Genomic DNA, 20,428 nt, shown 5'->3' with positions numbered 1-20,428 from the left:
GCGCTGAACACGGCCGCGCCGCGCCACGTATGGAGAAGGGGCGCTCAACGACCGTAGCGCTCCGCGGCGTTGAGGCCGCGCGTTCGGGTTCGGGAGCCATGCATGGGGCACGCACGACGACGGGTCGTCCGGCGGGTGACACGGCTGACGGCCGTCGCGGGACTCCTCCTGGGAGGAGCGATGGTCGCACAGGCGGCGATGGCGAGCGAGCCTCCCGCCGCGGCGCGCGGCACCGCGGGGCCGGCCGACACGCCCGACACGCCCGACACGCCCGGCACGTCCGGCGCCGCCCTGGTGGCCCGGCTGGGCGCCTCCCGCACGGCGGGCAGCTGGATCGGCTCCGACGGGCGTCCGGTGGTCGCCGTGACCGACGAGCGGGCGGCCGCGGAGGTGCGGCGGGCGGGCGCCGAGGCGAAGATCGTGCGGCACAGCATGAACGAGCTGAAGGCGGCCGCCGCGACCCTGCGCGCGGCGCCCCGGGTGACCGGCACGGCCTGGGTGATGGACTACCGCTCCAACCAGGTGACGGTCGAGGGCGACAGCACGGTCTCCGCCGCCGACTGGGCCAGGATGACCCAGGTCACGAGCAGGATCGGCGGCTTTGTGCGCATGGAGCGCACCAAGGGCACCTTCACCACCCGTCTCAACGGGGCGCAGCCCATCCTGTCGACCGGCGGACGCTGCTCGGCGGGTTTCAACGTGACCGACGGGCGGAGCGACTACATCCTCACCGCGGGCCACTGCGGGCCCAACGGTTCCATCTGGTTCGCCGACGGCCAGGGCGATCAGCAGCTCGGCAGGACGGTCGCCGGTTCCTTCCCCGGCGGCGACTTCTCGCTGGTGCGGTACGACTCCGGCAGTGCGGGCCCGGGCGCCGACGTGGTGGCGATCGGCGGCGGCAACGGCGTACGGATCACGGGAGCGGGCGATCCGGCCGTGGGTCAGCGGGTGTTCCGCAGCGGCAGCACGAGCGGGCTGCGCGACGGCGAGGTGACCGGCCTGGGCGCGACCGTGAACTACCCGGAGGGCACCGTCACCGGCCTCATCCGGACCTCGGTGTGCGCGGAGCCGGGCGACAGCGGCGGTCCGCTGTTCTCCGAGGGCATCGCCCTGGGGGTGACCTCGGGCGGCAGCGGCGACTGCACGACGGGCGGCACGACGTTCTTCCAGCCGGTCACCAAGGCGCTCTCCGCCCTCGATGTGCGGCTGATCGTGTCCAAGGCGCGGCTGGGCACCGGGCCGAGCGCGCAGCCGTCCGCCGCGGCGACCCACAGCGCCATCGCGCCGGGCGCGGCCTCCCCCGGCTCCTCGGCACCGGTGACCGGCATCCCGGACGGGACCGCACTGCTCTCCCGGTTGTCGGACCCGCAGAACGTCGGGCCCGGCCTTCTGGTCATGGGCGGCAGTCTGATCGCCCTGGTGGCCACCCGCTGGATCCGTGCGGAACGGGACCGGAAGGCCTACCAGAGGTACTACTCGGCGACGTGGAGCTGATGAAGGGCGTGGACGGCGGGTGGCCGCGGCCGGACCGAAGACGGAGGACGGAGGTCGGGGCCGGCTCAGGCCGCCCTCGCGGAGTGCGGGGCGGCCGCGGCCCACTCCATCACCAGGCGCTGGTACTCCTCGCGCTGTTCGGTGGTCAGTATCCCGCCCGACCTGAGCCACAGCGCCCGGATCTCCTCGTTGACCTCCGCGGCCGATCGCTCGGATACGGGTTCAACACTGGTGGACATGCCGTGAAGCATATGCCGCCCGACGTGAAGGCGCTGTGAATAAGTACGAGCGATACGGACATATCAGACCGTGTTGCTCATCACGTCAATTCCGCAGGTCAGGAACCCGGCTTGCGGCCGTAGACGAAGACGTTGCTGCCCTTCTTCAGCAGCGACCAGTACTTCTTGGCGTCCTTCGTCGTCATGTTCACGCAGCCGTGCGAGCCCGGCGGGTTCCACACGCTCAGGCCGACGGAGTGGAAGGCCTGGCCGCCGTCGAAGAACTGGCTGTAGGGCATCGGCACGTTGTAGAGGGTGGAGTAGTGGTCGATGTGCCGCCAGTAGATCTTCTTCAGGCCGGTGCGGGTCGCGTACCCCTTGCGTCCCGTGCGCACCGGGACCGGCCCGTAGACGAGCCGGCTGCCGTCCTGGACCCAGCTGAGCTGGAGGGTGAGGTCGACGCAGGCGATACGGCCCTTGTTGACCGGGCACTTGCCGCTCTTGTTGGGCTTCTTGCCCACGGCCTTCTGCTTGTTCATGAGGTCCATCACGCCCCAGGTGACGGGACCCGCGTAGCCGATGTTCGGCGTGATGCCGTGCTTGTTCTGGAAGGCCTGTATGGCCTTGCAGTCGGCGGCCGACTGCCGTCCGTCCACCGGCCGCCCGAGGAACTTCTCCACCTTCTTCTGGTACGGCCCCGCCTGCGTCGTGCAACTCGCCGCCTGCGCCGGTACGGTACCGAGCGCGAGTGTGAGTGGCGCCACCAGTCCCGTGACGCCCAGTACGACCGCTCCCCGCCTGCCGATGTCCCTCATGACGGCCCTGCCCCTCGTGCGTTCCGGCACTTCCCGACACCTAGACCCGTGGCGGGGCACATCGGTTGCGGAGCTTCGCGCACCGAGACGAAACGGTGACAACTGGCCGTCAGTTCGGGCCGGGGCAGGGCGCGTTCAGGTGCCGGCCTCCTCCCGCTCCTCCTGAACGGCAGCGCGGAAAGCGGTGTTGACCGCGGTGAGGCCGCCGTCGACGGTCAGGGTGGTGCCGGTGATCCAGGCCGCGTCGCGGGAGGCGAGGAAGGCCACCGCGGCGGCGATGTCCTCCGGTTCCCCGACCCGGCCCAGCGGGTACAGGTCGCGGACCCGGTCGAGTTCGGCCTCCCGTCCCTCCCAGGCCGAGGTGCGGACCGTGCCCGGCACCACCAGGTTGACGCGGACCCCGCGGGCGGCGGCGTGTCCGGCGAGGGTGCGGGTGAGCGAGGCCAGCCCCGCCTTGGCCGCGCTGTAGCCGTGGTTGCCGAAGTCCTGGACGCCGTTGACCGAACCGATGCTGACGATCGCTCCCCTGCCGGCCGCCGCCAGGTGGGGCAGGGCGGCCCGGCAGCAGCGGTAGGCGCCGGTCAGGGTGACGTCGAGGTCGCGGGCCCACACCGCTTCCGGGTCGTCCTCGAACAGCGGGGTGTCGGGCGTGCAGTGCGCAGCGCAGTTGACCAGGACGTCGAGGGATCCGAAGGTGCGGACGGCCAGTTCCACCGCCGCCGGGACGGCCTCCCGGTCCGCGACGTCCAACTCATGTGCTCGTGCGGTGAGTCCGCGTTGGCGCAGCGCCGCCGCCGTCCGCTCCGCCACGTCCCCGTCCACGTCGGTGACCAGGACCCCGGCCCCCTCCTCCGCCAGCCTGCGCGCGGTGGCCGCGCCGATGCCCCGGCCCGCGCCGGTGATGAGAACCCCGTACCCGTCGAATCGCCCGCTGTCCGTCATGCGCCGAACCTACTGCCCCTCGACCGCCTTGCGGGCCGTCAGGGCGCGCTCGGATGAGACGCGTTCGGCGGCACCCGGTCAGCGGTAGCCGGTCGGATCGGCCGGCCGGCCCGCGTCCTGGACCTCGACGAGGTAGCGCCAGGCGTCGGGGCGGCTGCCGTCGAGGTCGGTGAAGCCGTAGACCCGGGCGAGGCCGCCGCTGGACAGGGACCGGCCGTTCCAGCGGGCCACCTCCGGGTCCGCGGCCAGGGCGGCCACGGCGCGGCCCGCGAAGCGCGGGGTCTCGGAGATGGCGAAGTGCGGGACGTTCTCCAGGGCGTCGCGCCAGTTGCCCTCCCGGACCCCGAAGTGGTCGAGCATCAGCTCCGAGCGCAGCCAGCCGGGGGTGAGGGCCACCGCGGTGGCGCCGCGCGGGCCGAGTTCGTGGCCGAGCGCGAAGGCCATGCGCAGGACGGACGCCTTGGCGAGGTCGTAGAAGAAGTTCACGCGGTAGGTGTCCCGGTTGTACTCGGCCGTGCCGTCGGTCATCTCCACCACCAGACCGCCGGAGTGACGGAGCATCAGCGGCAGGGCGTGGTGGCTGGTGATCGCGTGCGTCTCCACCGCGAGCCGGAGCAGCCGCAGTCCCTTGTCGAGATCGTGCTCCCACACCGGGGTGTCCCAGGCGAAGAGGTGCTCCGCGCCCCAGATGTCGTTGACGAGGACGTCGAGCCGGCCCTGCTCACGAGCGATACGGTCCACGAGGGCGCGGACCTGGTCGGGCTCCAGGTGGTCGGCCGGTACGGCGATGCCGTGGCCGCCGGCCCTGGTGACCAGGCCGGCGGTGTCCTCGATGGTCTCGGGGCGGTCGTACTCCGAGCGGCGGGCGCGGGTGGTGCGTCCGGTGACGTAGACGGTGGCGCCGGCCGCGCCGAGTTCGACCGCGATTCCCCGGCCCGCTCCCCGCGTCGCCCCCGCGACCAGCGCGACCTTGCCTTCCAGTGGGCCCGGCATGTTTGACCTCCCGATGTGTTCCGCGTCGATGCCGTGGTCGAGGGTGCCGGGGAAACCGGACATCTTCTGTCGCCTTTCGGGCGCGCGTTCTGCGCGCCTGTCCGGGCACGGGGACGCGGAACGGGCCGTACGAGCGCCTCTCGGTCTCGTACGGCCCGTCCTCCGGGGTCGGGGACTCCCGGTCCGGTCCCGCCCCCGTCAGTGCCCGCGGGCGATCCACTCCTGGAGGTGCGGGGCCTCGGCGCCGATGGTGGTCGGGTCGCCGTGGCCGGTGAGGACCTTCGTCTCGGGCGGCAGCGCCAGCAGGCGGTCGCGGATCGAGTCGATGATCGTCGGGAAATGGGAGTAGGAACGCCCGGTGGCGCCGGGACCGCCCTGGAAGAGCGTGTCGCCGGTGAAGACCACGCCGAGTCCCGGGTCGTACAGGCAGATCGCGCCCGGTGCGTGGCCGGGCGTGTGCAGGACCTTCAGGTCGGCGCCGGCCGCCTCGATGACCTGGCCGTCGACGAGGTGCTCGTCGGGGTCCCGGTTCGGGTGGGTCATCTTCCACAGCGGCAGGTCGTCGGCGTGCAGCCAGATCGTCGCGCCGGTGAGGTCGGCAAGCGCCGGGGCCACGTTGACGTGGTCGTTGTGGGCGTGGGTGCACACGATGGCGGTCAGCCGGCGGTCGCCGACCGCCGCGGCGATGGCCTCGGCGTCGTGGGCGGCGTCGATGACGACGGCCTCATGGTCGTCGCCGACGATCCACACGTTGTTGTCGACGTCCCAGGTTCCGCCGTCGAGCGTGAACTGCCCGGAGGTGACGAGGCGTTCGATACGGGTGGCCATCAGAGCACCACCACCGAGCGCAGCACGTCGCCCTGGTGCATCCGCTCGAACGCCTTCTCCACCTCGTCCAGTTGGATGGTCTCGGTGACGAACTTGTCCAGCGGCAGGCGCCCTTGCAGGTGCAGGTCGATGAGCATGGGGAAGTCCCGGGAGGGCAGGCAGTCGCCGTACCAGCTCGACTTCAGCGCGCCGCCGCGTCCGAAGACGTCGAGCAGCGGCAGTTCCAGCTTCATCTCCGGGGTCGGCACGCCGACCAGGACGACCGTGCCGGCCAGGTCGCGGGCGTAGAACGCCTGCTGGTACGTCTCGGGGCGGCCGACCGCATCGATGACGACGTCGGCGCCGAAGCCGCCGGTCAGCTCGCGGATGGCCTCGACCGGGTCGTTGTCCTTGGAGTTGACCGTGTGCGTGGCGCCCATGGTGCGGGCGGTCTCGAGCTTGCGGTCGTCGATGTCGACGGCGATGACCTTCGCAGCGCCCGCCAGGTACGCACCGGCGATCGCCGCGTCGCCGACGCCGCCGCAGCCGATGACGGCGACCGAGTCGCCGCGGCCGACGCCGCCGGTGTTGATCGCCGCGCCGATGCCGGCCATCACGCCGCAGCCCAGCAGTCCGGCCACCGCCGGGGAGACCGACGGGTCCACCTTGGTGCACTGACCGGCCGCCACCAGGGTCTTCTCGGCGAACGCGCCGATCCCGAGCGCCGGGGAGAGTTCGGTGCCGTCGGTCAGGGTCATGCGCTGGCGCGCGTTGTGGGTGTCGAAGCAGTACCAGGGCCGTCCGCGCAGACAGGCGCGGCACTTGCCGCAGACGGCCCGCCAGTTGAGGATGACGAAGTCGCCGGGCGCGACATCCGTGACGTCGTCGCCGACCGACTCCACGACACCCGCGGCCTCGTGGCCGAGCAGGAACGGGAACTCGTCGTTGATTCCGCCCTGCTTGTAGTGCAGGTCGGTGTGGCAGACGCCGCAGGCCTGGATCCGCACGACGGCCTCTCCCGGCCCCGGGTCCGGCACGACGATCGTCTCGACCCGCACCGGTTCGTTCTTGCCGGGTGCGATCACGCCGCGCACTTCCTGCGCCATGGTGGTGGTCCCTTCCGTCGAGCGGTGTACGTCCCTCGACCCTACGTCCGACTGATCGGTAAGGGGCACCGAGGGGGGCCTCTGATCTGCGGGGACTGGTGAGCAAAGCGCGAAGGCCCGGCCCGCGGGGCGGTGGATCAGTGCTGGATGGCGAGCGCGACGGCGGCGGCGACGCGTCGAGTGCGCGTCATGCCCGGAGGAACGCCGTCCGGGCCCGCCGGACACGGGACCGCGGGCACGCTCACCCGTCAGGCGCAGCGCCCGGACCGCGTTTGCCGTGCCTGCCGGGGCGGAGGAGCCTCGAACTGTGAGGCCCTTCGCGGCCCGCTCCTCCCTTGGGCCGCGGGCCCTCGTAGGAGGTCATCATGTCCAGTTCGGCAACCCCCGCCTTCGACACCGGTACGCTCCGGCGCGGCATCGAAGGAGACACCGCGGACACGCTGCTGTCGCTCTACACGGACGACGCGGAGATCCGCATCGTGGACCACAACACCCAGCCCAGCAGCCCCAAGGTCCTGCACGGCAGGGACGAGATCGGCACGATGCTCGAGAACGTCTACGGCCGCGACATGACGCACCGGCTGGAGCAGTGCGTCGTGCAGGGCGACCATGCCGCGTACGTGGAGTCCTGCCAGTACGCGGACGGCGTCCGTGTCCTCGCGGAGTCGATGGTGTCGCTGCGCGACGGCAGGATCGTCGAACAGATCCTGATCCAGGCATGGGACGAATAGGCAGGAGGGCCGCGCGGTTCCAGGTCAGCTCGCGGCTGACCTGGACCTTCTCGGCCCGCGCCGGCGTGGGCCGGTCCCGCTCCGCCCGGTCCCGTCTGGCGTCCGCCGCGCTGGTCCGGTCGCTGCTGCGGGCGGCACGGCCTCGTCCGGGCCGCAGCCCTGTGGCGGCGCGCAGTCTTCGACGGCGGCGGGCCGTACCGGTCAGGGTGCGTCGGGGCCGTGACTGGCGCTGAGGTGGAGCACCACCGGGGAGCGTCGGGTCCTCTCCGCGTGCCGCCGGGCCTCGCCGGGGCCGACGCAGCGGCGGCCGGCGGGTGAAGCCGCGGCACAGGAGCCGGCCACGGCACGGGGCCGGAGCAGGGCACGAGGCCGGAGCAGGGCACGAGGCCGGAGCAGGGCGCGAGGCCGGAGCAGGGCGCGAGGCCGGAGCAGGGCGCGAGGCCGGAGCAGGGCGCGAGGCCGGAGCAGGGCGCGAGGCCGGAGCAGGGCGCGAGGCCGGAGCAGGGCGCGAGGCCGGAGCAGGGCGCGAGGCCGGAGCAGGGGTGAAGGCATCGACTCCCCTCGGGTCGTTCACGGGCGGCGGGCGGGGGCGCGGCCATACTGGCCGACGTGCGCGTAGCGATCATGACGGCGGGATCCCGGGGCGACGTCGCCCCCTTCACCGGACTGGGGCACGGCCTGGCTCTCGCGGGCCATGAGGTCACCCTGGTCACGCACGGATGCTTCGAACCGCTGGTCGAGGGCGCGGGCCTCGGCTTCCACCCGCTGCCGGTGGACCCGCGGGCGGAGTTGGAGTCCTCACGCGGCCGGGGCCTGCACCGCAGCGCCACCGGCACGGGCAAGATGCTGCGGGCCGTGAGTCTGGTACGGACGGCCATCGACCAGATGACGGACGACCTGATCGCGGCGGCCGAGAAGAGCGACGTCCTGCTGCTCGCCGGCTCGCTCGGGCCGGTCGGGCACGCCATCGCCGAAGCGCTGCGCCTGCCCAGTCTGGGCGCCCATCTGCAACCTCTCTCCCCCACAAGGGAGTTCGCCCCTCCGCTGCTGGGCGGCGGACACTGGGGCGCGGCTGCGAACCGGCTCGCCGGGCACGGTGTGAACCTGGCCGTGGAGCGGGTCTTCTCGGCGGCCGTCCCCGCCGTACGGGCCCGGCTGGGGCTGCCGCCCGCCCGCGCCGGCACCGGGCGGCGCATCCGCCGGGGGCAGCGCCGGCCGGTCTACCACGGCTTCAGCCCGCTCGTGGTGCCGAGGCCCCACGACTGGCGCAGCACGCTGCACGTGTGCGGGTACTGGTGGCCGTACGACCGCTACACCCAACTCCCCGACGGCCTGTGGGACTTCCTCGACGCGGGCCCTCCGCCGGTCTACGTGGGCCTGGGCAGCGCCACCGTGCCCGATCCGGGGCGGCTCAGCGACACCATCGTGCGCGCGCTGCGCCGGGCCGGACTGCGCGGTGTGGTCCAGCGGGGCTGGGCGGGGCTGGAGGCGTCGGGCGAGGACATGCTGACCATCGGCGAGGTGCCGCACTCGGCCCTGTTCCCGCGGCTGGCGGGCGTGGTGCACCACGCCGGGGCGGGCACGACCGCGGCCGGACTGCGGGCCGGTGTCCCCGCGGTGCCGGTGCCGGTCCAGTTCGACGAAGGCTTCTGGGCGGACCGTCTCGTCGGGCTCGGCGTGGCCCCCTGCTCGGTCCCGCTGCGCGCCCTCACGACGGACAACCTCGCCGCCGCGCTGGTCCGCGCCACCCGGGACGACGGCCACCGGGACCGGGCGCGATCCCTGGGCACTCGAATCCGCGGGGAAAACGGCCTGGCCCCCGTACTGGAAGCGGTCGAACGCCTGTCCCGTTAGGACCGCCGGCCAACGCGGCCCGGCGAAGACCGCGCCTCTGGCGTCGCGCCCCGCCGCCGTGCCCGCCGCCGCACTCGCCGCCGGTCAGGCGTGGACATAGAGTGACGTACACCACACGATTGACCACATTTCCCCCACCCACGCCCACACGGTCACTGGAGGGAACATGACCCATATCTCGGTCACGGTGGACGGCACGGTCTACGAGGACGAGGTGGAGCCGCGCCTTCTGCTGGTCCACTACCTGCGCGAGCGTCTCGGGCTGACCGGCACCCCGATCGGCTGCGACACCTCGAACTGCGGGACCTGCACGGTCGAGCTGGACGGCGCGAGCGTCAAGAGCTGCACGGTGCTGGCCGTCCAGGCGGACGGCGGCGAGGTGACCACGGTCCAGGGACTGGCCAGGGACGGCGAGTGGACGGAGCTGCAGCGCGCGTTCCACGAGCGGCACGCGCTGCAGTGCGGCTACTGCACCCCCGGGATGATCATGGCCGCGCGCGATCTGCTGCGCGAGAACCCCCACCCGGACTCCGACGAGGTGCGCAAGGCGCTGGAGGGCAACCTCTGCCGGTGCACCGGCTATCAGAACATCGTCCGCGCGGTGCTCGCCGTCGCCGAGGGGGAGACGGCCTCCGGCGAGCGGACCGGTTCCGCCCAGGAGGTGACGGCATGACCGGGCAGGCCGTCGAACGCGAGGTCGGCAGGGCCCGGCTCCGCAAGGAGGACGCCCGGCTGATCACCGGGCAGACCAACTGGACCGACAACATCACCGTCACCGGACTGCTGCACCTGGCCATCCTGCGCAGCCCCATGGCGCACGCCCGCATCGAACGGATCGACGTCTCCCCCGCCCTGGAACGGCCCGGCGTCGTCGCCGCGTTCAGCGGCCGCGAGCTTGCCGGGGGACTGGGTTCGCTGCCCTGCGCCTGGCCGGTCACCGAGGACATGGTGCTGCCCGACCACCCGCCGGTCGCGGTCGACGAGGTGCGCCACGCCGGCGACCCGGTCGCGGTCGTGGTGGCCCGCGACCGGTACGCGGCGGCCGACGCGCTGGAGGCGATCGAGGTCGACTACGAGCCCCTGCCGCCGGTCCTGGACCTGGAGGAGGCGCTCGCCGAGGACGCCCCGCTGGTCCACGCCGACAAGGGCACCAACCGCGCCTACGTGTGGCCGTTCAGGACCGGCGAGGACTTCGAGGCCCTCAGGCAGCGCGCCGACGTCGTGCTCAAGCGCCGCTACCGGCAGCAGCGCCTCATCCCCAACGCCATGGAGCCGCGCGCGGTCGTCGTCACCCCGCTCGCCGCCTCCGGGGAGTTCACGGTGTACTCGGCGACGCAGATCCCGCACATCCTGCGGATCATGCTCTCCGTGGTCACCGGAGTGCCTGAGCACAAGCTGCGGGTGGTCGCGCCCGACGTCGGCGGCGGCTTCGGCTCCAAGCTCCAGGTGTACGGCGAGGAGGCCATCGCGGTCGAGGTCGCGCGCCGGCTGGGACGGCCGGTGAAGTGGACCGAGTCCCGCTCCGAGGGCTATCTGGCCACCCACCACGGCCGCGGCATGATCCAGGACATCGAGATCGCCGCGACCCGCGAGGGCCGGCTGCTCGGGCTCAAGGTCGACCTGCTCGCCGACATGGGCGCCTACCTGATGCTGGTCACCCCCGGCATCCCGATCCTGGGCGCCTTCATGTACCCGGCGATCTACAAGATGGACGCCTACGAGTTCAACTGCACCGGCGTGTTCACCACCCGCACCCCGACCGACGCCTACCGCGGCGCCGGGCGCCCGGAGGCCACGTACGCCATCGAACGGGCCATGGACGAACTCGCCGCCGAGGTCGGTCTCGACCCGGTGGAGGTGCGGCGGCGGAACTGGATCCGGCACGAGGAGTTCCCGTACACCTCGATCGCGGGGCTGACCTACGACAGCGGGAACTACGAGGCGGCGACCGAGAAGGCGCTCGCCCTGTTCGGGTACGACGGCCTGCGCGCCGAGCAGCAGAAGCGCAACGAGCGCGGGGACGCCGTACGCCTGGGCATCGGCGTGTCGACGTACACGGAGATGTGCGGGCTGGCGCCCAGCCGGGTGCTGAGGGATCTCAGGTACTCGGCCGGCGGCTGGGAGGCGGCGAGCATCCGCATGCTGCCCACCGGCAAGGTCGAGGTGGTCACCGGCACCAGCCCGCACGGGCAGGGGCACGTGACCTGCTGGAGCCAGATCGCCGCGGACGTGCTGGGCGTGCCGTTCGAGGACGTCGAGGTGCTGCACGGCGACACCCTGGCGGCCCCGCAGGGCATGGACACCTACGGCTCGCGCTCGCTGGTCGTGGGCGGGTCGGCGGTGCACCGGGCCGCGGAGAAGGTGGTGGACAAGGCGCGGAGGGTCGCCGCGCACCTGCTGGAGGCCAGCGAGGACGACCTGGAGTTCAAGGGCGGCGTGTTCTCGGTGAAGGGCTCGCCGGAGGCGCGCAGGACCATCCAGGAGGTCGCCTTCGAGACGTTCACCTCGCACGACGTGCCCGACGGCATGGAACCCACCCTCAACTCCGAGTACCTGCTCGACCCGGAGAACTTCTCCTACCCGCACGGCACCCACCTGTGCGCGGTCGAGGTCGACACCGAGACCGGGCAGACCCGTATCCGCTCCTACGTCTGCGTGGACGACGTGGGCCGGGTGATCAACCCGGTGATCGTCGAGGGGCAGGTGCACGGCGGACTGGCCCAGGGCATCGCGCAGGCACTGTACGAGGAGGCCGTCTACGACGCGGAGGGCAACCTCGTCTCCGGCACGATGGCCGACTACCTGGTGCCGTCGGCGGCGGACCTGCCCGACTTCGTGACCGACCGGACGGAGACGCCCGCGGTCTCCAATCCGCTCGGCGCCAAGGGCGTCGGCGAGGCGGGCACCATCGCCTCGACGCCCGCCGTCGTCAACGCGATCGTCGACGCGCTGCGCCCGCTGGGCGTGCACGACGTGCAGATGCCGTGCACCCCCGAGCGGGTGTGGGAGGCCGTGCGGTCCGCGCAGGGGCAGCCGGCACCGAAGGAGGCCTCGGCATGATTCCCCCCGCATTCGACTACGCCCGCCCGACCAGTCTCGGCGAGGCCGTGCGCACGCTCGCCGACGCGGGCGAGGAGGCGAAGGTGCTGGCCGGCGGGCAGAGCCTGCTGCCCCTGCTGAGGCTGCGGCTGGCCTTCCCCGAACTCGTCGTCGACATCGGGCGGATCCCCGAGCTGCGCGGAGTCCGCGAGGACGGCGGCACGCTCGCCATCGGCGCGCTGACCACCCACCACGACGTCGTCCACGACCCGCTGGTGCGGCGGCACGCGGGCCTGCTGGCCCAGGCCACCGAGACGGTCGCCGATCCCGCCGTACGGCACCGGGGCACCCTCGGCGGTTCGCTCGCGCACGCCGACCCGGCCGGGGACCTGCCCGCGGTGGCGCTGGCGCTGGACGCCGAACTGGTCGCCGAGGGGCCCGGCGGGCGGCGTACGATCCCGGCGCGCGAGTTCTTCGCCGACTATCTGCAGACCGCGCTGGCCCCCGACGAGCTGCTGGTGGAGGTGCGGGTGCCCAAGCGGGAGGGCTGGGGCTACCGGTACGAGAAGTTCCACCGGGTGGCGCAGTCCTGGGCCATGGTCGGCGTCGCCGCGCTGGTGCGGCGCGACGACGGCCGCATCGCGGAGACGCGGATCGGCCTGACCAACATGGGCGCGACCCCGCTGCGCGCCGCGGCGGCGGAGGAGGCGCTGACCGGTGCCGGGGACGCCGACGCGGTGGCGCGGGCGGCCCGGTCGGCGGCGGAGGGCACCCGTCCCTCGCGGGACGCGTCGGCCTCGCCCGAGTACCGGGCGCACCTCGCCCGGGTGCTGACCAAGCGGGCGGTTCTGGCCGCCGCCGGGATGGGGTGAGCGCCGATCACTTCCATGGACAGCCCCGAGCAGGTGCGTTCCTGTCTGGAGCGGACCGGTTACCTCGTCGACGACGGGCTCGCCGTCGCCTGCTTCCTGGCGCTGCGGCTGCACCGGCCGGTCTTCTGCGAGGGCGACGCGGGCGTCGGCAAGACGGCGCTCGCCTCCGCCCTCGCCGAGGTGCTCGGCGCGCCGCTGATCCGGCTCCAGTGCCATGAGGGCATCGACGCCTCCCAGGCGCTGTACGACTGGGACTTCCCGCGCCAGCTGCTGCATCTGCGGGCCGCCGAGGCCGCCGGAGTCAGGGACGCGGAGCGGCTGGAGCGCGAGCTGTACGACCGGCGGTTCCTGGTCGCCCGGCCGCTGCTGCGGGCACTGCAGACGCAGCCGTCGGTGCTGCTGGTCGACGAGATCGACCGGGCCGACGACGAGTTCGAGGCGTTCCTGCTGGAGGTGCTGTCGGAGTTCCAGGTGACGATTCCGGAGCTCGGCACGTTGCGGGCGGAGGTTCCGCCGGTGGTCGTGCTGACCTCCAACCGCACCCGCGAGGTGCACGACGCGCTCAAGCGGAGGTGTCTGTACCACTGGTTCGACCATCCCGGTTTCGGCCGCGAACTCGCCATCGTCCGGCGCAGGTTGCCGCAGGTGTCGGCGCGGCTCGCGGAACAGGTGACCGCGCTGGTGCAGGCCCTGCGCGCCGAGGACCTGCTCAAGCCGCCCGGCGTGGCCGAGACCCTGGACTGGGCCCGCGCCCTGGACGCCCTCGGCGCGAACGAGGTCGACGCGGAACTGGCGGTGTCCACCCTGGGCTCGGTCCTGAAGTACCGCGAGGACACGGACCGCGCCCGCGGCCTGGACTTCGCGACGGTCCTCGCGGGCCGGGGGACGTGATCACCATGACCGGGGAACACCCCTCCACGACGGACGCCCGGCACGGCGCGGACGCCGTCGCGAGCGGTCGCGGCGAAGGCCGCGGTCCGGCTGGGTCCGACGAGCGCAGCAACGCGCCCGGCCCGCCGGAGCGGCCGCCCGGCAGCGCCGCCGCCTTGGGGATCCCCGCCGCCCAGAGCGGGAGCGCACGGCACGGTGCCCACATCGCGACGAGCGGTCGCGATGAAGGCCGCGGTCCGGCTGGGTCCGACGAGCGCAGCAACGCGCCCGGCCCGCCGGAGCGGCCGCCCGGCAGCGCCGCCGCCTTGGGGGTCCCCGCCGCCCAGAGCGGGAGCGCAGGGCACGGTGCCCACATCGCGACGAGCGGTCGCGATGAAGGCCGCGGTCCGGCTGGGTCCGACGAGCGCAGCAACGCGCCCGGCCCGCCGGAGCAGCCGCCCGACAGCGCCGCCGGCATGGACGTTCCCACCGCACAGAGCGGCAGCGCAGGGCACGGCGGGCGCGGTGAAGGCCGTGGGGCCGGTGGGCCCGGTGGCGATGCCGCGCTGCTGGGTTTCGCTCGGGCGCTGCGGGCTGCCGGGGTCGCGGCGAGCGCCGAGCGGGTGCACGCCTTCCTGCGCGCGGTGGACGCCCTGCGCCCCGGTTTGCGGGCGGACGTGTACTGGGCGGGCCGGGTGACGCTGTGCGGGGACCGGGACGATCTGGAGCGCTACGAGCGGGTGTTCGCCGCGTACTTCGGCACCGACAGGACGCCGGCCCGGCCGGCCCGGGCCGTTCCCCCGCCCCGGCCGCGGCTGGTCCTGCGTGAGGCGCCCGCGGGGTCGCGTGCCGGGCCGCCCGGAGAGGAGCCGCAGGGCCCGCCCACCGCCTCGATCGCCAGCTCCGCCGAGGTGCTGCGCCACCGCGACGTGGCCGAGCTCGACCCCGCCGAACGCGCGCAGGTGCGCCGGCTGCTCGCCGCGTTCGCGCTGCGCGGGCAGCCGCGGCGCACCGCGCGACGCCGGCCGGCCCGGCGCGGGTCCGTCGACCCGCACCGCACCGTGCGGGAGCTGCTCCGGCTGGGCGGCGAGCCCGCACTGCTGCGGCGGCACGCGCGGGCGGAGCGGCCGCGGCGGGTGGTGCTGCTGGTCGACGTCAGCGGATCCATGGGGCCCTACGCCGACGCCCTGCTGCGCTTCGCGCACGCCGCCGCCCGGGGCCGCCGTACGGAGGTGTTCACCATCGGCACCCGGCTGACCCGGGTCACCCGGGAGCTGTCCCACCGCGACCCGGATCTGGCCATGGCCGCGGTCGCCGAGGCCGTACCCGACTGGCGCGGGGGCACCCGCCTGGGTGAGCTGCTGCGGGAGTTCCTGGACCGCTGGGGCCAGCGGGGCATGGCGCGCGGTGCCGTCGTGGTGCTGCTGTCCGACGGATGGGAGCGCGGCGACCCGCACCTGCTCGCCGCCCAGATGCGCCGCCTGCACCGGCTCGCGCACCGGGTGGTCTGGTCCAATCCCCGCAAGGCGCGCCCCGGTTACGCGCCGCTGGCCGCCGGCATGGCCGCGGCGCTGCCCAGCGTGGACGACTTCGTCGAGGGGCACAGCCTGGCCGCGCTGGAGCGTCTGGCGGCGGTGGTGCAGGGCGCCGGCACGGACGCGGCCGGCGAGCTGCCGGGGTTGTCGGAGAGGAGCTGAACGTGCGGGAGATTCTTCCGGTACTGGAGCGGTGGTATGCGGCGCGGGTGCCGTTCGGCCTCGCCACCGTCGTCACGGTCAGTCGCAGCGCGCCGCGCGAACCGGGCGCGTCGATGGCCGTGGGTCCGGACGACGAGGTGGTGGGGAGCGTGTCCGGCGGGTGCGTGGAGGGGGCGGTGTTCGAGCTGGCCCAGGAGGTCGCTGCCGACGGCCAGGCACGGCTGGAGACGTTCGGCTACAGCGACGAGGACGCCTTCGCGGTGGGACTCACCTGCGGTGGTGAGATCTCGGTGCTGGTCAGGCCGGTGACCCACGAGTCGGACCCGGCCTTCGGCGCGGTCGCCGCGTCCGTCGCCGCGGGCGATCCCGTGACCGTGGCGACCGTGGTCGACGGGCCGGCCCCGCGCGGGGCGACGCTCGCGGTGTGGCCCGGCACCGTGGCGGGCACGCTGGGCACGCCCGGCCTGGACGTGGCGGTGACCGCCGACGCCCGCGGCGAACTCGCCCAGGGCGCCACCGGGCTGAGGCACTACGGGGCACGGGGCGAGCGCCGCGAGGACGCCGTCACGGTGTTCCTGCACTCCTTCGCGCCGCCGCCGCGGATGCTGGTGTTCGGCGCGATCGACTACGCGGCCGCGGTGGCCCGTATCGGCGCCTTCCTCGGCTACCGCGTCACGGTGTGCGACGCCCGTCCGGTGTTCGCCACACCGAAACGCTTCCCGGCGGGCGTGGAGGTGGTCGTGGACTGGCCGCACCGCTATCTGCACGGTACGGAGACGGACGAGCGCACGGTGATCTGCGTCCTGACGCACGACCCGAAGTTCGACGTACCGCTGCTGGAGGAGGCGCTGCGCCGGCCCGCCGCGTATATCGGCGCGATGGGCAGCCGCCGTACCCACCACGACCGGTTGGAGCGGCTGGTCGAGGCTGGTCTGACGGAGGACGAGCTCGCCCGGCTGCGCTCCCCCGTGGGACTCGACCTCGGCGCCCGTACCCCGGAGGAGGTGGCCGTGTCCGTCGCGGCCGAGATCGTCGCGCTGCGCTGGGGCGGCACCGGCGCTCCCCTGGCCGTGACCGCCGGAGCCATCCACGCGACCGGCTCCGCCTGACTGCGAGGAGAAGTCATGGAACTGCACCACGAGTTCACCGTGCCCGTGCCGGTCGACGACGCCTGGCGGGCGCTCCTGGACATCGAGCGCGTGGCACCGTGCCTGCCGGGGGCCACCGTGCAGGAGTACGACGGCACGACCGTGACCGGTTCGGTCAAGGTCAAGCTGGGGCCGATCACGGTCGACTACAAGGGGACGGCGGTCTTCGAGGAGCAGGACGAGGCGGCGCACCGCATGGTCCTGGCCGCCAGTGGCCGGGAGACGCGCGGGCAGGGCACGGCGCGGGCCACCGTCACGGGCACGCTTCATGAGCGTGACGGCGGCACGGCGGTGTCGGTGCGGACCGATCTGACGGTGACCGGCCGCCCGGCGCAGTTCGGGCGCGGGGTGCTGGCGGAGGTGGGCGACCGGCTGGTGGGCCAGTTCGCCGACTGTCTTTCGCGGCGCCTCGCCGAGACGCCGTCCGAGACGCCGCCCGCGACGGCCGAGGGCGCCGCCGGGGGCACGGCGAAGGTACGTGGAGAGCCCGCGGAGCCGGAGACCGAGCCCCTCGATCTGCTGCGCACCGCCGGTGTGCCGGTCGCCAAGCGCGCCGCCGCGGCGGCCGGCGCGGCCCTGGCGGTGGCGCTGCTGATCGTCGCCGTACGCCGGCTCCGGCGCCCCTGACCGGCCACGGCCGCTCGCGACCCGTCCGTGGTGCGAAGGGTGCCCATGAGACTCGATCAGTCGCTCGTTGCCCGTGTGACCTGCTGTTTCCGGCTTTCATCCGGGTTTTGCGGATTCGATGGTGTGAGGCTCTGCGGGAGGGGTACGTGCGCCTTCAACGGATGAGGCATGCATGGCCTCCGCAGCACATGTGCCGCAGACATCCCAGTGGGAAGGAGGTCCGTGAAAGCGCACACTCGCAGCGACCGGGCCGCCGCCACGCATCGAGCGGCCCGGATCTCGCCGAGAAGTCGGATACGAGAAAGGGAAGAGTGACCCCGGGGCAGCCCCTGACTCAGGGGCTGCCCTGCTGTGTGGTCACGTCCTCGCGCGACACCACCCGGCAGCCGGGTGCGTCACGGGGTGCGGCGCGGCAGCCGGTGCAGTTCCACGTCGGTCAGACGGCCACGTGTCACGGTCGCGGTCATGTAGGTGCAGTGGGGCTGGCGGCGGCGGTCGGTCGGCGAGCCCGGGTTGAGCAGGCGCAGACCGGAGGGCGCCGTGGTGTCCCAGGGGATGTGACTGTGCCCGAAGACCAGGACGTCGAGGTCGGGGAAGCGGCCGGCGCAGCGGCCCTCACGGCCCTGGGCCGGTCCGGTCTCGTGGACGACGCCGAGGCACAGCCCGCCCAGGTCGGCGCGGGCCACCTCGGGCAGGCGGGCGCACAGTTCGGGGCCGTCGTTGTTGCCGAAGACGCCGATCAGGCGGCGGCTGCGGCTCCCCAGCAGGTCGAGCGTCGCGGCGTCCACCCAGTCCCCGGCGTGGACGACGATGTCGGCGTTCGGGAGTTCGGCGAGCAACCGCGGGGGCAGTTCCTTGGCGCGCTTGGGCAGATGGGTGTCGGACATCAGCAGCAGACGCACGAGAGCAGCGTACTGCGGGGGCCGCGACGGCGACCGCGCGCAAGTTCTTCAGTTGAGACTGTTCAGTTCAGACTGGACAGTTCCGCCCGGACGGATCTACGGTGCTGTCATGGATCACAAGGCCGGCGAGGTACCTCCGGGCACCTCCGCCTCCTCCGCGCAAGCCGCCCGCGACCTGCGGGTGGTGTTCAGCCGGCTGCGGCGCCGGATCCGTGAGGTCGCGCGGGACGAGGACCTGACCCCGCCCCAGGTGTCGGCCCTCACCCTGGTCGGCAAGCACGGCGCCGCCACGGCCAGTGCCCTGGCCGCCACCGAGGGGGTCCGGCCGCAGTCCATGGCCGCCACGCTCGCCGCCCTGGAGCGGCACGGGCTCATCCGGCGCAGCCCCGATCCCGAGGACGGGCGGCGTCAGCTCGTCACCCTGACCGAGGCCGGCCGCGAGCGCATCGCGGGCGACCGGCAGAGCCGCGGGGAGTGGCTGACCCGGGCCCTGCAGGACCGCTACACCGAGGCCGAGCGGGAAACGCTCCTCGAGGCGTTCGCCCTGCTGGAACGGCTCACCCAGTCCTGACAAGCAGCACCCATCAACACCAGTCGAAGCTCATGCGAAAGGCCTGACCCCACCATGGCACTCACCGCGCTCGACCCGCGCACCGCACTCGTCGTGATCGACCTGCAGGCCGGCATCGCCGCCGCTCCCACCCAGCCGTACTCCGGCCCCGAGGTGGTCTCCCGTTCGGCCGAACTGGCCGACGCGTTCCGCGCCAGGAACCTGCCCATCGTCCTGGTCCGGGTCTCCTTCGCCCCCGACTTCGCCGACGTGCCGCCCGGCCGCACCGAGGCGACGCGTTCCGGCGGCGGCGCCCGCCCCGAGGGCTGGGACGTGATCGTTCCCGAGCTGGCGGGGCACGCCGGCGACATCACCGTCACCAAGCACAACTGGGGTGCCTTCCACGGCACCGACCTCGATGTGCAGCTGCGCCGCCGCGGGGTGACGCAGATCGTGCTGACCGGCATCGCCACCAGCATCGGCGTGGAGTCCACCGCCCGCGCCGCCCACGAACACGGCTACCACGTCACCCTGGCCACCGACGCCATGAGCGACATGGACGCCGAGGCCCACCGGGGCAGTGTGGAGCGGATCTTCCCGCGCCTGGGCGAGACCGGCACCACCGCCGAGATCCTCGAAATGCTGGCCAAGACGCACGCCTGACCCGGCGGGCGCGCCGCGCGCCGCACGCCTGCCTCCCCCCGCCCCCACAGCCCGGCATCCGCCCCGCCGCCGGTCCGGCCGCCTGCCTCCCCGCGCCCCGCGGCCGGGCCGCCGCCTGCCCGGACCAGCGGTTCAGTCCTCGCCCCGCACGATGTTCGACTCGTTGCCCGTGCGGTCCTGCTGAGGGCCGCCGCGGCGGTCCTCAAGCGCGGGGAGGCAGGTGCGCACGCCCTCCTCCTGCCGGCGGCGAGCCTGCGCCCAGCCCGTCTCGGGGGGCCGTACGGGGTGTTTCTCACTGGTGTGCGCGATCACGACGCCTCATCTTCCTTCTGCGTCACATGCTGTGGAGCGGCTTCCTCCGGAACGCCCCGGTCACCTGCCACCGGAGCCCCCGCTGCCGAACGAGCCGCTGGAGCCCTCCTCCCAGCGCGGGCGGCTCTGGTCCTCGCTGCGCCTGCTGCCCAGGGAACCGAGTTCGTGCGGGGTCAGGCGCCGGCCGGTCTCCTCCGCCCGGGGCACCTCGACCGGCTCGCGCCGATGGCGTTCCTCGTGGACCGGCCCGGAGTCCGGCAGTGTCGGGTGCTCGCCGCCCCGGGGCGTCCTCGGCTCGGCCTGCTTGACCCTGATGCCGAGCCGGACGGCCCACACCAGGACGGCCGCGATGGCCAGACCGCCGACGACGATGACGGCGATGCCGGCGATGGAGCCGGCACCGGCTGCTTCGTACCAGGTGGTGTCCATGGTCGCCGGGTACCCGGCCCCGCCCGGCCGATGCCTGCCGGGCCGGCGAGGGCGTGGCGCGGGCCCGGTCGCGGGGCAGGGCGGTAGCCTCGCCGCCGATGACCGACATGTCCGAAACATCCACGTCCATCGCCGAGCGGCCCGCCGCCCCCTCCCGCCCGCTCGGCCGGAAGCTGCTGGAGTGGGCCTCGACGACCGATCACAAGGTGATCGGCAGGCTCTACATGGTCACGGCGTTCGGCTTCTTCCTGCTGGGCGGTCTGCTGGCGATGGCGATGCGCGCCGAACTCGCTCAGCCGGGCCTGCAGTTCATGAACCAGCAGACCTACAACGAGCTCTTCACGATCCACGGCACGATC

At 73.5% G+C, this 20,428-nt stretch carries 22 protein-coding genes; 13 read left to right on the top strand and 9 right to left on the bottom strand.

Annotation, left to right across the window (positions count from 1 at the left end; translation table 11 throughout):
• Positions 1–102: 102 nt before the first annotated feature.
• Positions 103–1,494: a S1 family peptidase gene (locus CG719_RS27680; protein ID WP_100571418.1), complete on the top strand. Its 1,392-nt coding sequence runs from the start codon at positions 103–105 to the stop codon at positions 1,492–1,494.
• A gap of 65 nt (positions 1,495–1,559) precedes the next feature.
• On the opposite strand, the gene CG719_RS27675 is transcribed toward CG719_RS27680, so the two are convergent.
• From CG719_RS27675 to CG719_RS27650, 6 genes are all read right to left on the bottom strand, one after another.
• Positions 1,560–1,745, bottom strand: a complete 186-nt coding sequence (locus CG719_RS27675) for a hypothetical protein (RefSeq protein ID WP_100571417.1) — start codon at positions 1,743–1,745, stop codon at positions 1,560–1,562.
• 86 nt (positions 1,746–1,831) lie between these two features.
• Positions 1,832–2,527: a L,D-transpeptidase family protein gene (locus CG719_RS27670; RefSeq protein WP_100571416.1), complete on the bottom strand. Its 696-nt coding sequence runs from the start codon at positions 2,525–2,527 to the stop codon at positions 1,832–1,834.
• A 135-nt stretch (positions 2,528–2,662) separates the two neighbouring features.
• A complete protein-coding gene (locus CG719_RS27665; protein ID WP_100571415.1) occupies positions 2,663–3,469 on the bottom strand; it encodes an SDR family NAD(P)-dependent oxidoreductase in 807 nt (268 codons plus the stop codon).
• A gap of 78 nt (positions 3,470–3,547) precedes the next feature.
• Positions 3,548–4,462: an SDR family oxidoreductase gene (locus CG719_RS27660; RefSeq protein WP_100571473.1), complete on the bottom strand. Its 915-nt coding sequence runs from the start codon at positions 4,460–4,462 to the stop codon at positions 3,548–3,550.
• Between the two features lie 198 nt (positions 4,463–4,660).
• On the bottom strand, positions 4,661–5,290 hold the full coding sequence (locus CG719_RS27655) for an MBL fold metallo-hydrolase (protein WP_100571414.1): 630 nt from the start codon (positions 5,288–5,290) through the stop codon (positions 4,661–4,663).
• Complete coding sequence (locus CG719_RS27650; RefSeq protein WP_100571413.1) at positions 5,290–6,375, bottom strand: S-(hydroxymethyl)mycothiol dehydrogenase; 1,086 nt, start codon at positions 6,373–6,375, stop codon at positions 5,290–5,292. The genes CG719_RS27655 and CG719_RS27650 overlap by 1 nt, the downstream gene beginning before the upstream one ends.
• 365 nt (positions 6,376–6,740) lie before the next feature.
• Here CG719_RS27650 and CG719_RS27645 point away from each other — a divergent pair, with 365 nt between their 5' ends.
• The 9 genes from CG719_RS27645 (at position 6,741) to CG719_RS27600 (ending at position 17,213) form a co-directional block, all read left to right on the top strand.
• Positions 6,741–7,106 carry a nuclear transport factor 2 family protein gene (locus CG719_RS27645; protein ID WP_100571412.1) on the top strand — a complete coding sequence of 122 codons (366 nt, stop codon included), beginning with the start codon at positions 6,741–6,743 and terminating at the stop codon, positions 7,104–7,106.
• A gap of 624 nt (positions 7,107–7,730) precedes the next feature.
• Positions 7,731–8,960, top strand: coding sequence for a glycosyltransferase (locus CG719_RS27635; RefSeq protein ID WP_100571411.1), 1,230 nt, complete (start codon positions 7,731–7,733; stop codon positions 8,958–8,960).
• A gap of 166 nt (positions 8,961–9,126) precedes the next feature.
• Positions 9,127–9,633, top strand: coding sequence for a (2Fe-2S)-binding protein (locus tag CG719_RS27630; RefSeq protein WP_100571410.1), 507 nt, complete (start codon positions 9,127–9,129; stop codon positions 9,631–9,633).
• Complete coding sequence (locus CG719_RS27625; protein WP_100571409.1) at positions 9,630–12,020, top strand: xanthine dehydrogenase family protein molybdopterin-binding subunit; 2,391 nt, start codon at positions 9,630–9,632, stop codon at positions 12,018–12,020. Before CG719_RS27630 ends, CG719_RS27625 begins: the two co-directional genes overlap by 4 nt.
• Positions 12,017–12,871, top strand: a complete 855-nt coding sequence (locus CG719_RS27620; RefSeq protein ID WP_100571408.1) for an FAD binding domain-containing protein — start codon at positions 12,017–12,019, stop codon at positions 12,869–12,871. Before CG719_RS27625 ends, CG719_RS27620 begins: the two co-directional genes overlap by 4 nt.
• Positions 12,872–12,886: 15 nt before the next feature.
• Entirely contained in the window at positions 12,887–13,762 is an 876-nt protein-coding gene (locus CG719_RS27615) for an AAA family ATPase (RefSeq protein ID WP_100571407.1), read from the top strand.
• Positions 13,763–14,217: 455 nt separating this feature from the next.
• Complete coding sequence (locus tag CG719_RS27610; RefSeq protein ID WP_100571472.1) at positions 14,218–15,438, top strand: vWA domain-containing protein; 1,221 nt, start codon at positions 14,218–14,220, stop codon at positions 15,436–15,438.
• Positions 15,439–15,440: 2 nt separating this feature from the next.
• Entirely contained in the window at positions 15,441–16,547 is a 1,107-nt protein-coding gene (locus tag CG719_RS27605) for an XdhC family protein (RefSeq protein ID WP_100571406.1), read from the top strand.
• 15 nt (positions 16,548–16,562) lie between these two features.
• Positions 16,563–17,213, top strand: coding sequence for an SRPBCC family protein (locus CG719_RS27600; RefSeq protein ID WP_100571405.1), 651 nt, complete (start codon positions 16,563–16,565; stop codon positions 17,211–17,213).
• A gap of 395 nt (positions 17,214–17,608) precedes the next feature.
• Here the strand turns inward: CG719_RS27600 and CG719_RS27595 are convergent, their stop codons facing one another.
• Positions 17,609–18,115, bottom strand: a complete 507-nt coding sequence (locus CG719_RS27595; RefSeq protein ID WP_100571404.1) for a metallophosphoesterase family protein — start codon at positions 18,113–18,115, stop codon at positions 17,609–17,611.
• A 109-nt stretch (positions 18,116–18,224) separates the two neighbouring features.
• On the opposite strand from CG719_RS27595, the gene CG719_RS27590 reads away from it, so the two are divergent.
• Together CG719_RS27590 and CG719_RS27585 are read left to right on the top strand one after the other, a co-directional pair.
• Complete coding sequence (locus tag CG719_RS27590) at positions 18,225–18,686, top strand: MarR family winged helix-turn-helix transcriptional regulator (RefSeq protein ID WP_100571403.1); 462 nt, start codon at positions 18,225–18,227, stop codon at positions 18,684–18,686.
• A gap of 54 nt (positions 18,687–18,740) precedes the next feature.
• The gene (locus tag CG719_RS27585; RefSeq protein WP_100571402.1) at positions 18,741–19,328 is read left to right on the top strand and encodes a hydrolase; all 588 of its coding nucleotides are present in this window, start codon (positions 18,741–18,743) and stop codon (positions 19,326–19,328) included.
• Positions 19,329–19,460: 132 nt separating this feature from the next.
• Here the strand turns inward: CG719_RS27585 and CG719_RS27580 are convergent, their stop codons facing one another.
• Both CG719_RS27580 and CG719_RS27575 read right to left on the bottom strand, forming a co-directional pair.
• Entirely contained in the window at positions 19,461–19,640 is a 180-nt protein-coding gene (locus CG719_RS27580) for a hypothetical protein (protein ID WP_100571401.1), read from the bottom strand.
• Between the two features lie 60 nt (positions 19,641–19,700).
• Positions 19,701–20,069, bottom strand: coding sequence for a DUF6479 family protein (locus CG719_RS27575; RefSeq protein ID WP_100571400.1), 369 nt, complete (start codon positions 20,067–20,069; stop codon positions 19,701–19,703).
• 107 nt (positions 20,070–20,176) lie between these two features.
• Between CG719_RS27575 and CG719_RS36755 the strand changes: the two genes are divergently transcribed.
• Positions 20,177–20,428: cbb3-type cytochrome c oxidase subunit I (locus CG719_RS36755; RefSeq protein WP_234375790.1), on the top strand; the 252-nt coding region annotated here is incomplete at its 3' end.

Origin of the sequence: Streptomyces sp. CB01373 (assembly GCF_002803075.1) — a bacterium.
In the GTDB taxonomy this organism is placed as follows: Bacteria; Actinomycetota; Actinomycetes; order Streptomycetales; family Streptomycetaceae; genus Streptomyces.
The sequence above is the reverse complement of the archived record's forward strand: the minus strand, read 5'-3'. Positions and strand labels throughout refer to the sequence as shown.

Bases quoted from the DNA above. Each gene is read 5' to 3' on its own strand.
- CG719_RS27625 (WP_100571409.1), top strand. From the start codon at position 9,630: ATGACCGGGCAGGCCGTCGAACGCGAGGTCGGCAGGGCCCGGCTCCGC.
- CG719_RS27645 (WP_100571412.1), top strand. From the start codon at position 6,741: ATGTCCAGTTCGGCAACCCCCGCCTTCGACACCGGTACGCTCCGGCGC.
- CG719_RS27590 (WP_100571403.1), top strand. From the start codon at position 18,225: ATGGATCACAAGGCCGGCGAGGTACCTCCGGGCACCTCCGCCTCCTCC.
- CG719_RS27650 (WP_100571413.1), bottom strand. From the start codon at position 6,375: ATGGCGCAGGAAGTGCGCGGCGTGATCGCACCCGGCAAGAACGAACCG.
- CG719_RS27575 (WP_100571400.1), bottom strand. From the start codon at position 20,069: ATGGACACCACCTGGTACGAAGCAGCCGGTGCCGGCTCCATCGCCGGC.
- CG719_RS27680 (WP_100571418.1), top strand. From the start codon at position 103: ATGGGGCACGCACGACGACGGGTCGTCCGGCGGGTGACACGGCTGACG.
- CG719_RS27635 (WP_100571411.1), top strand. From the start codon at position 7,731: ATGACGGCGGGATCCCGGGGCGACGTCGCCCCCTTCACCGGACTGGGG.
- CG719_RS27660 (WP_100571473.1), bottom strand. From the start codon at position 4,462: ATGCCGGGCCCACTGGAAGGCAAGGTCGCGCTGGTCGCGGGGGCGACG.
- CG719_RS27615 (WP_100571407.1), top strand. From the start codon at position 12,887: ATGGACAGCCCCGAGCAGGTGCGTTCCTGTCTGGAGCGGACCGGTTAC.
- CG719_RS27675 (WP_100571417.1), bottom strand. From the start codon at position 1,745: ATGCTTCACGGCATGTCCACCAGTGTTGAACCCGTATCCGAGCGATCG.
- CG719_RS27670 (WP_100571416.1), bottom strand. From the start codon at position 2,527: ATGAGGGACATCGGCAGGCGGGGAGCGGTCGTACTGGGCGTCACGGGA.
- CG719_RS27655 (WP_100571414.1), bottom strand. From the start codon at position 5,290: ATGGCCACCCGTATCGAACGCCTCGTCACCTCCGGGCAGTTCACGCTC.
- CG719_RS27620 (WP_100571408.1), top strand. From the start codon at position 12,017: ATGATTCCCCCCGCATTCGACTACGCCCGCCCGACCAGTCTCGGCGAG.
- CG719_RS27630 (WP_100571410.1), top strand. From the start codon at position 9,127: ATGACCCATATCTCGGTCACGGTGGACGGCACGGTCTACGAGGACGAG.
- CG719_RS27610 (WP_100571472.1), top strand. From the start codon at position 14,218: ATGGACGTTCCCACCGCACAGAGCGGCAGCGCAGGGCACGGCGGGCGC.
- CG719_RS27600 (WP_100571405.1), top strand. From the start codon at position 16,563: ATGGAACTGCACCACGAGTTCACCGTGCCCGTGCCGGTCGACGACGCC.
- CG719_RS27665 (WP_100571415.1), bottom strand. From the start codon at position 3,469: ATGACGGACAGCGGGCGATTCGACGGGTACGGGGTTCTCATCACCGGC.
- CG719_RS27585 (WP_100571402.1), top strand. From the start codon at position 18,741: ATGGCACTCACCGCGCTCGACCCGCGCACCGCACTCGTCGTGATCGAC.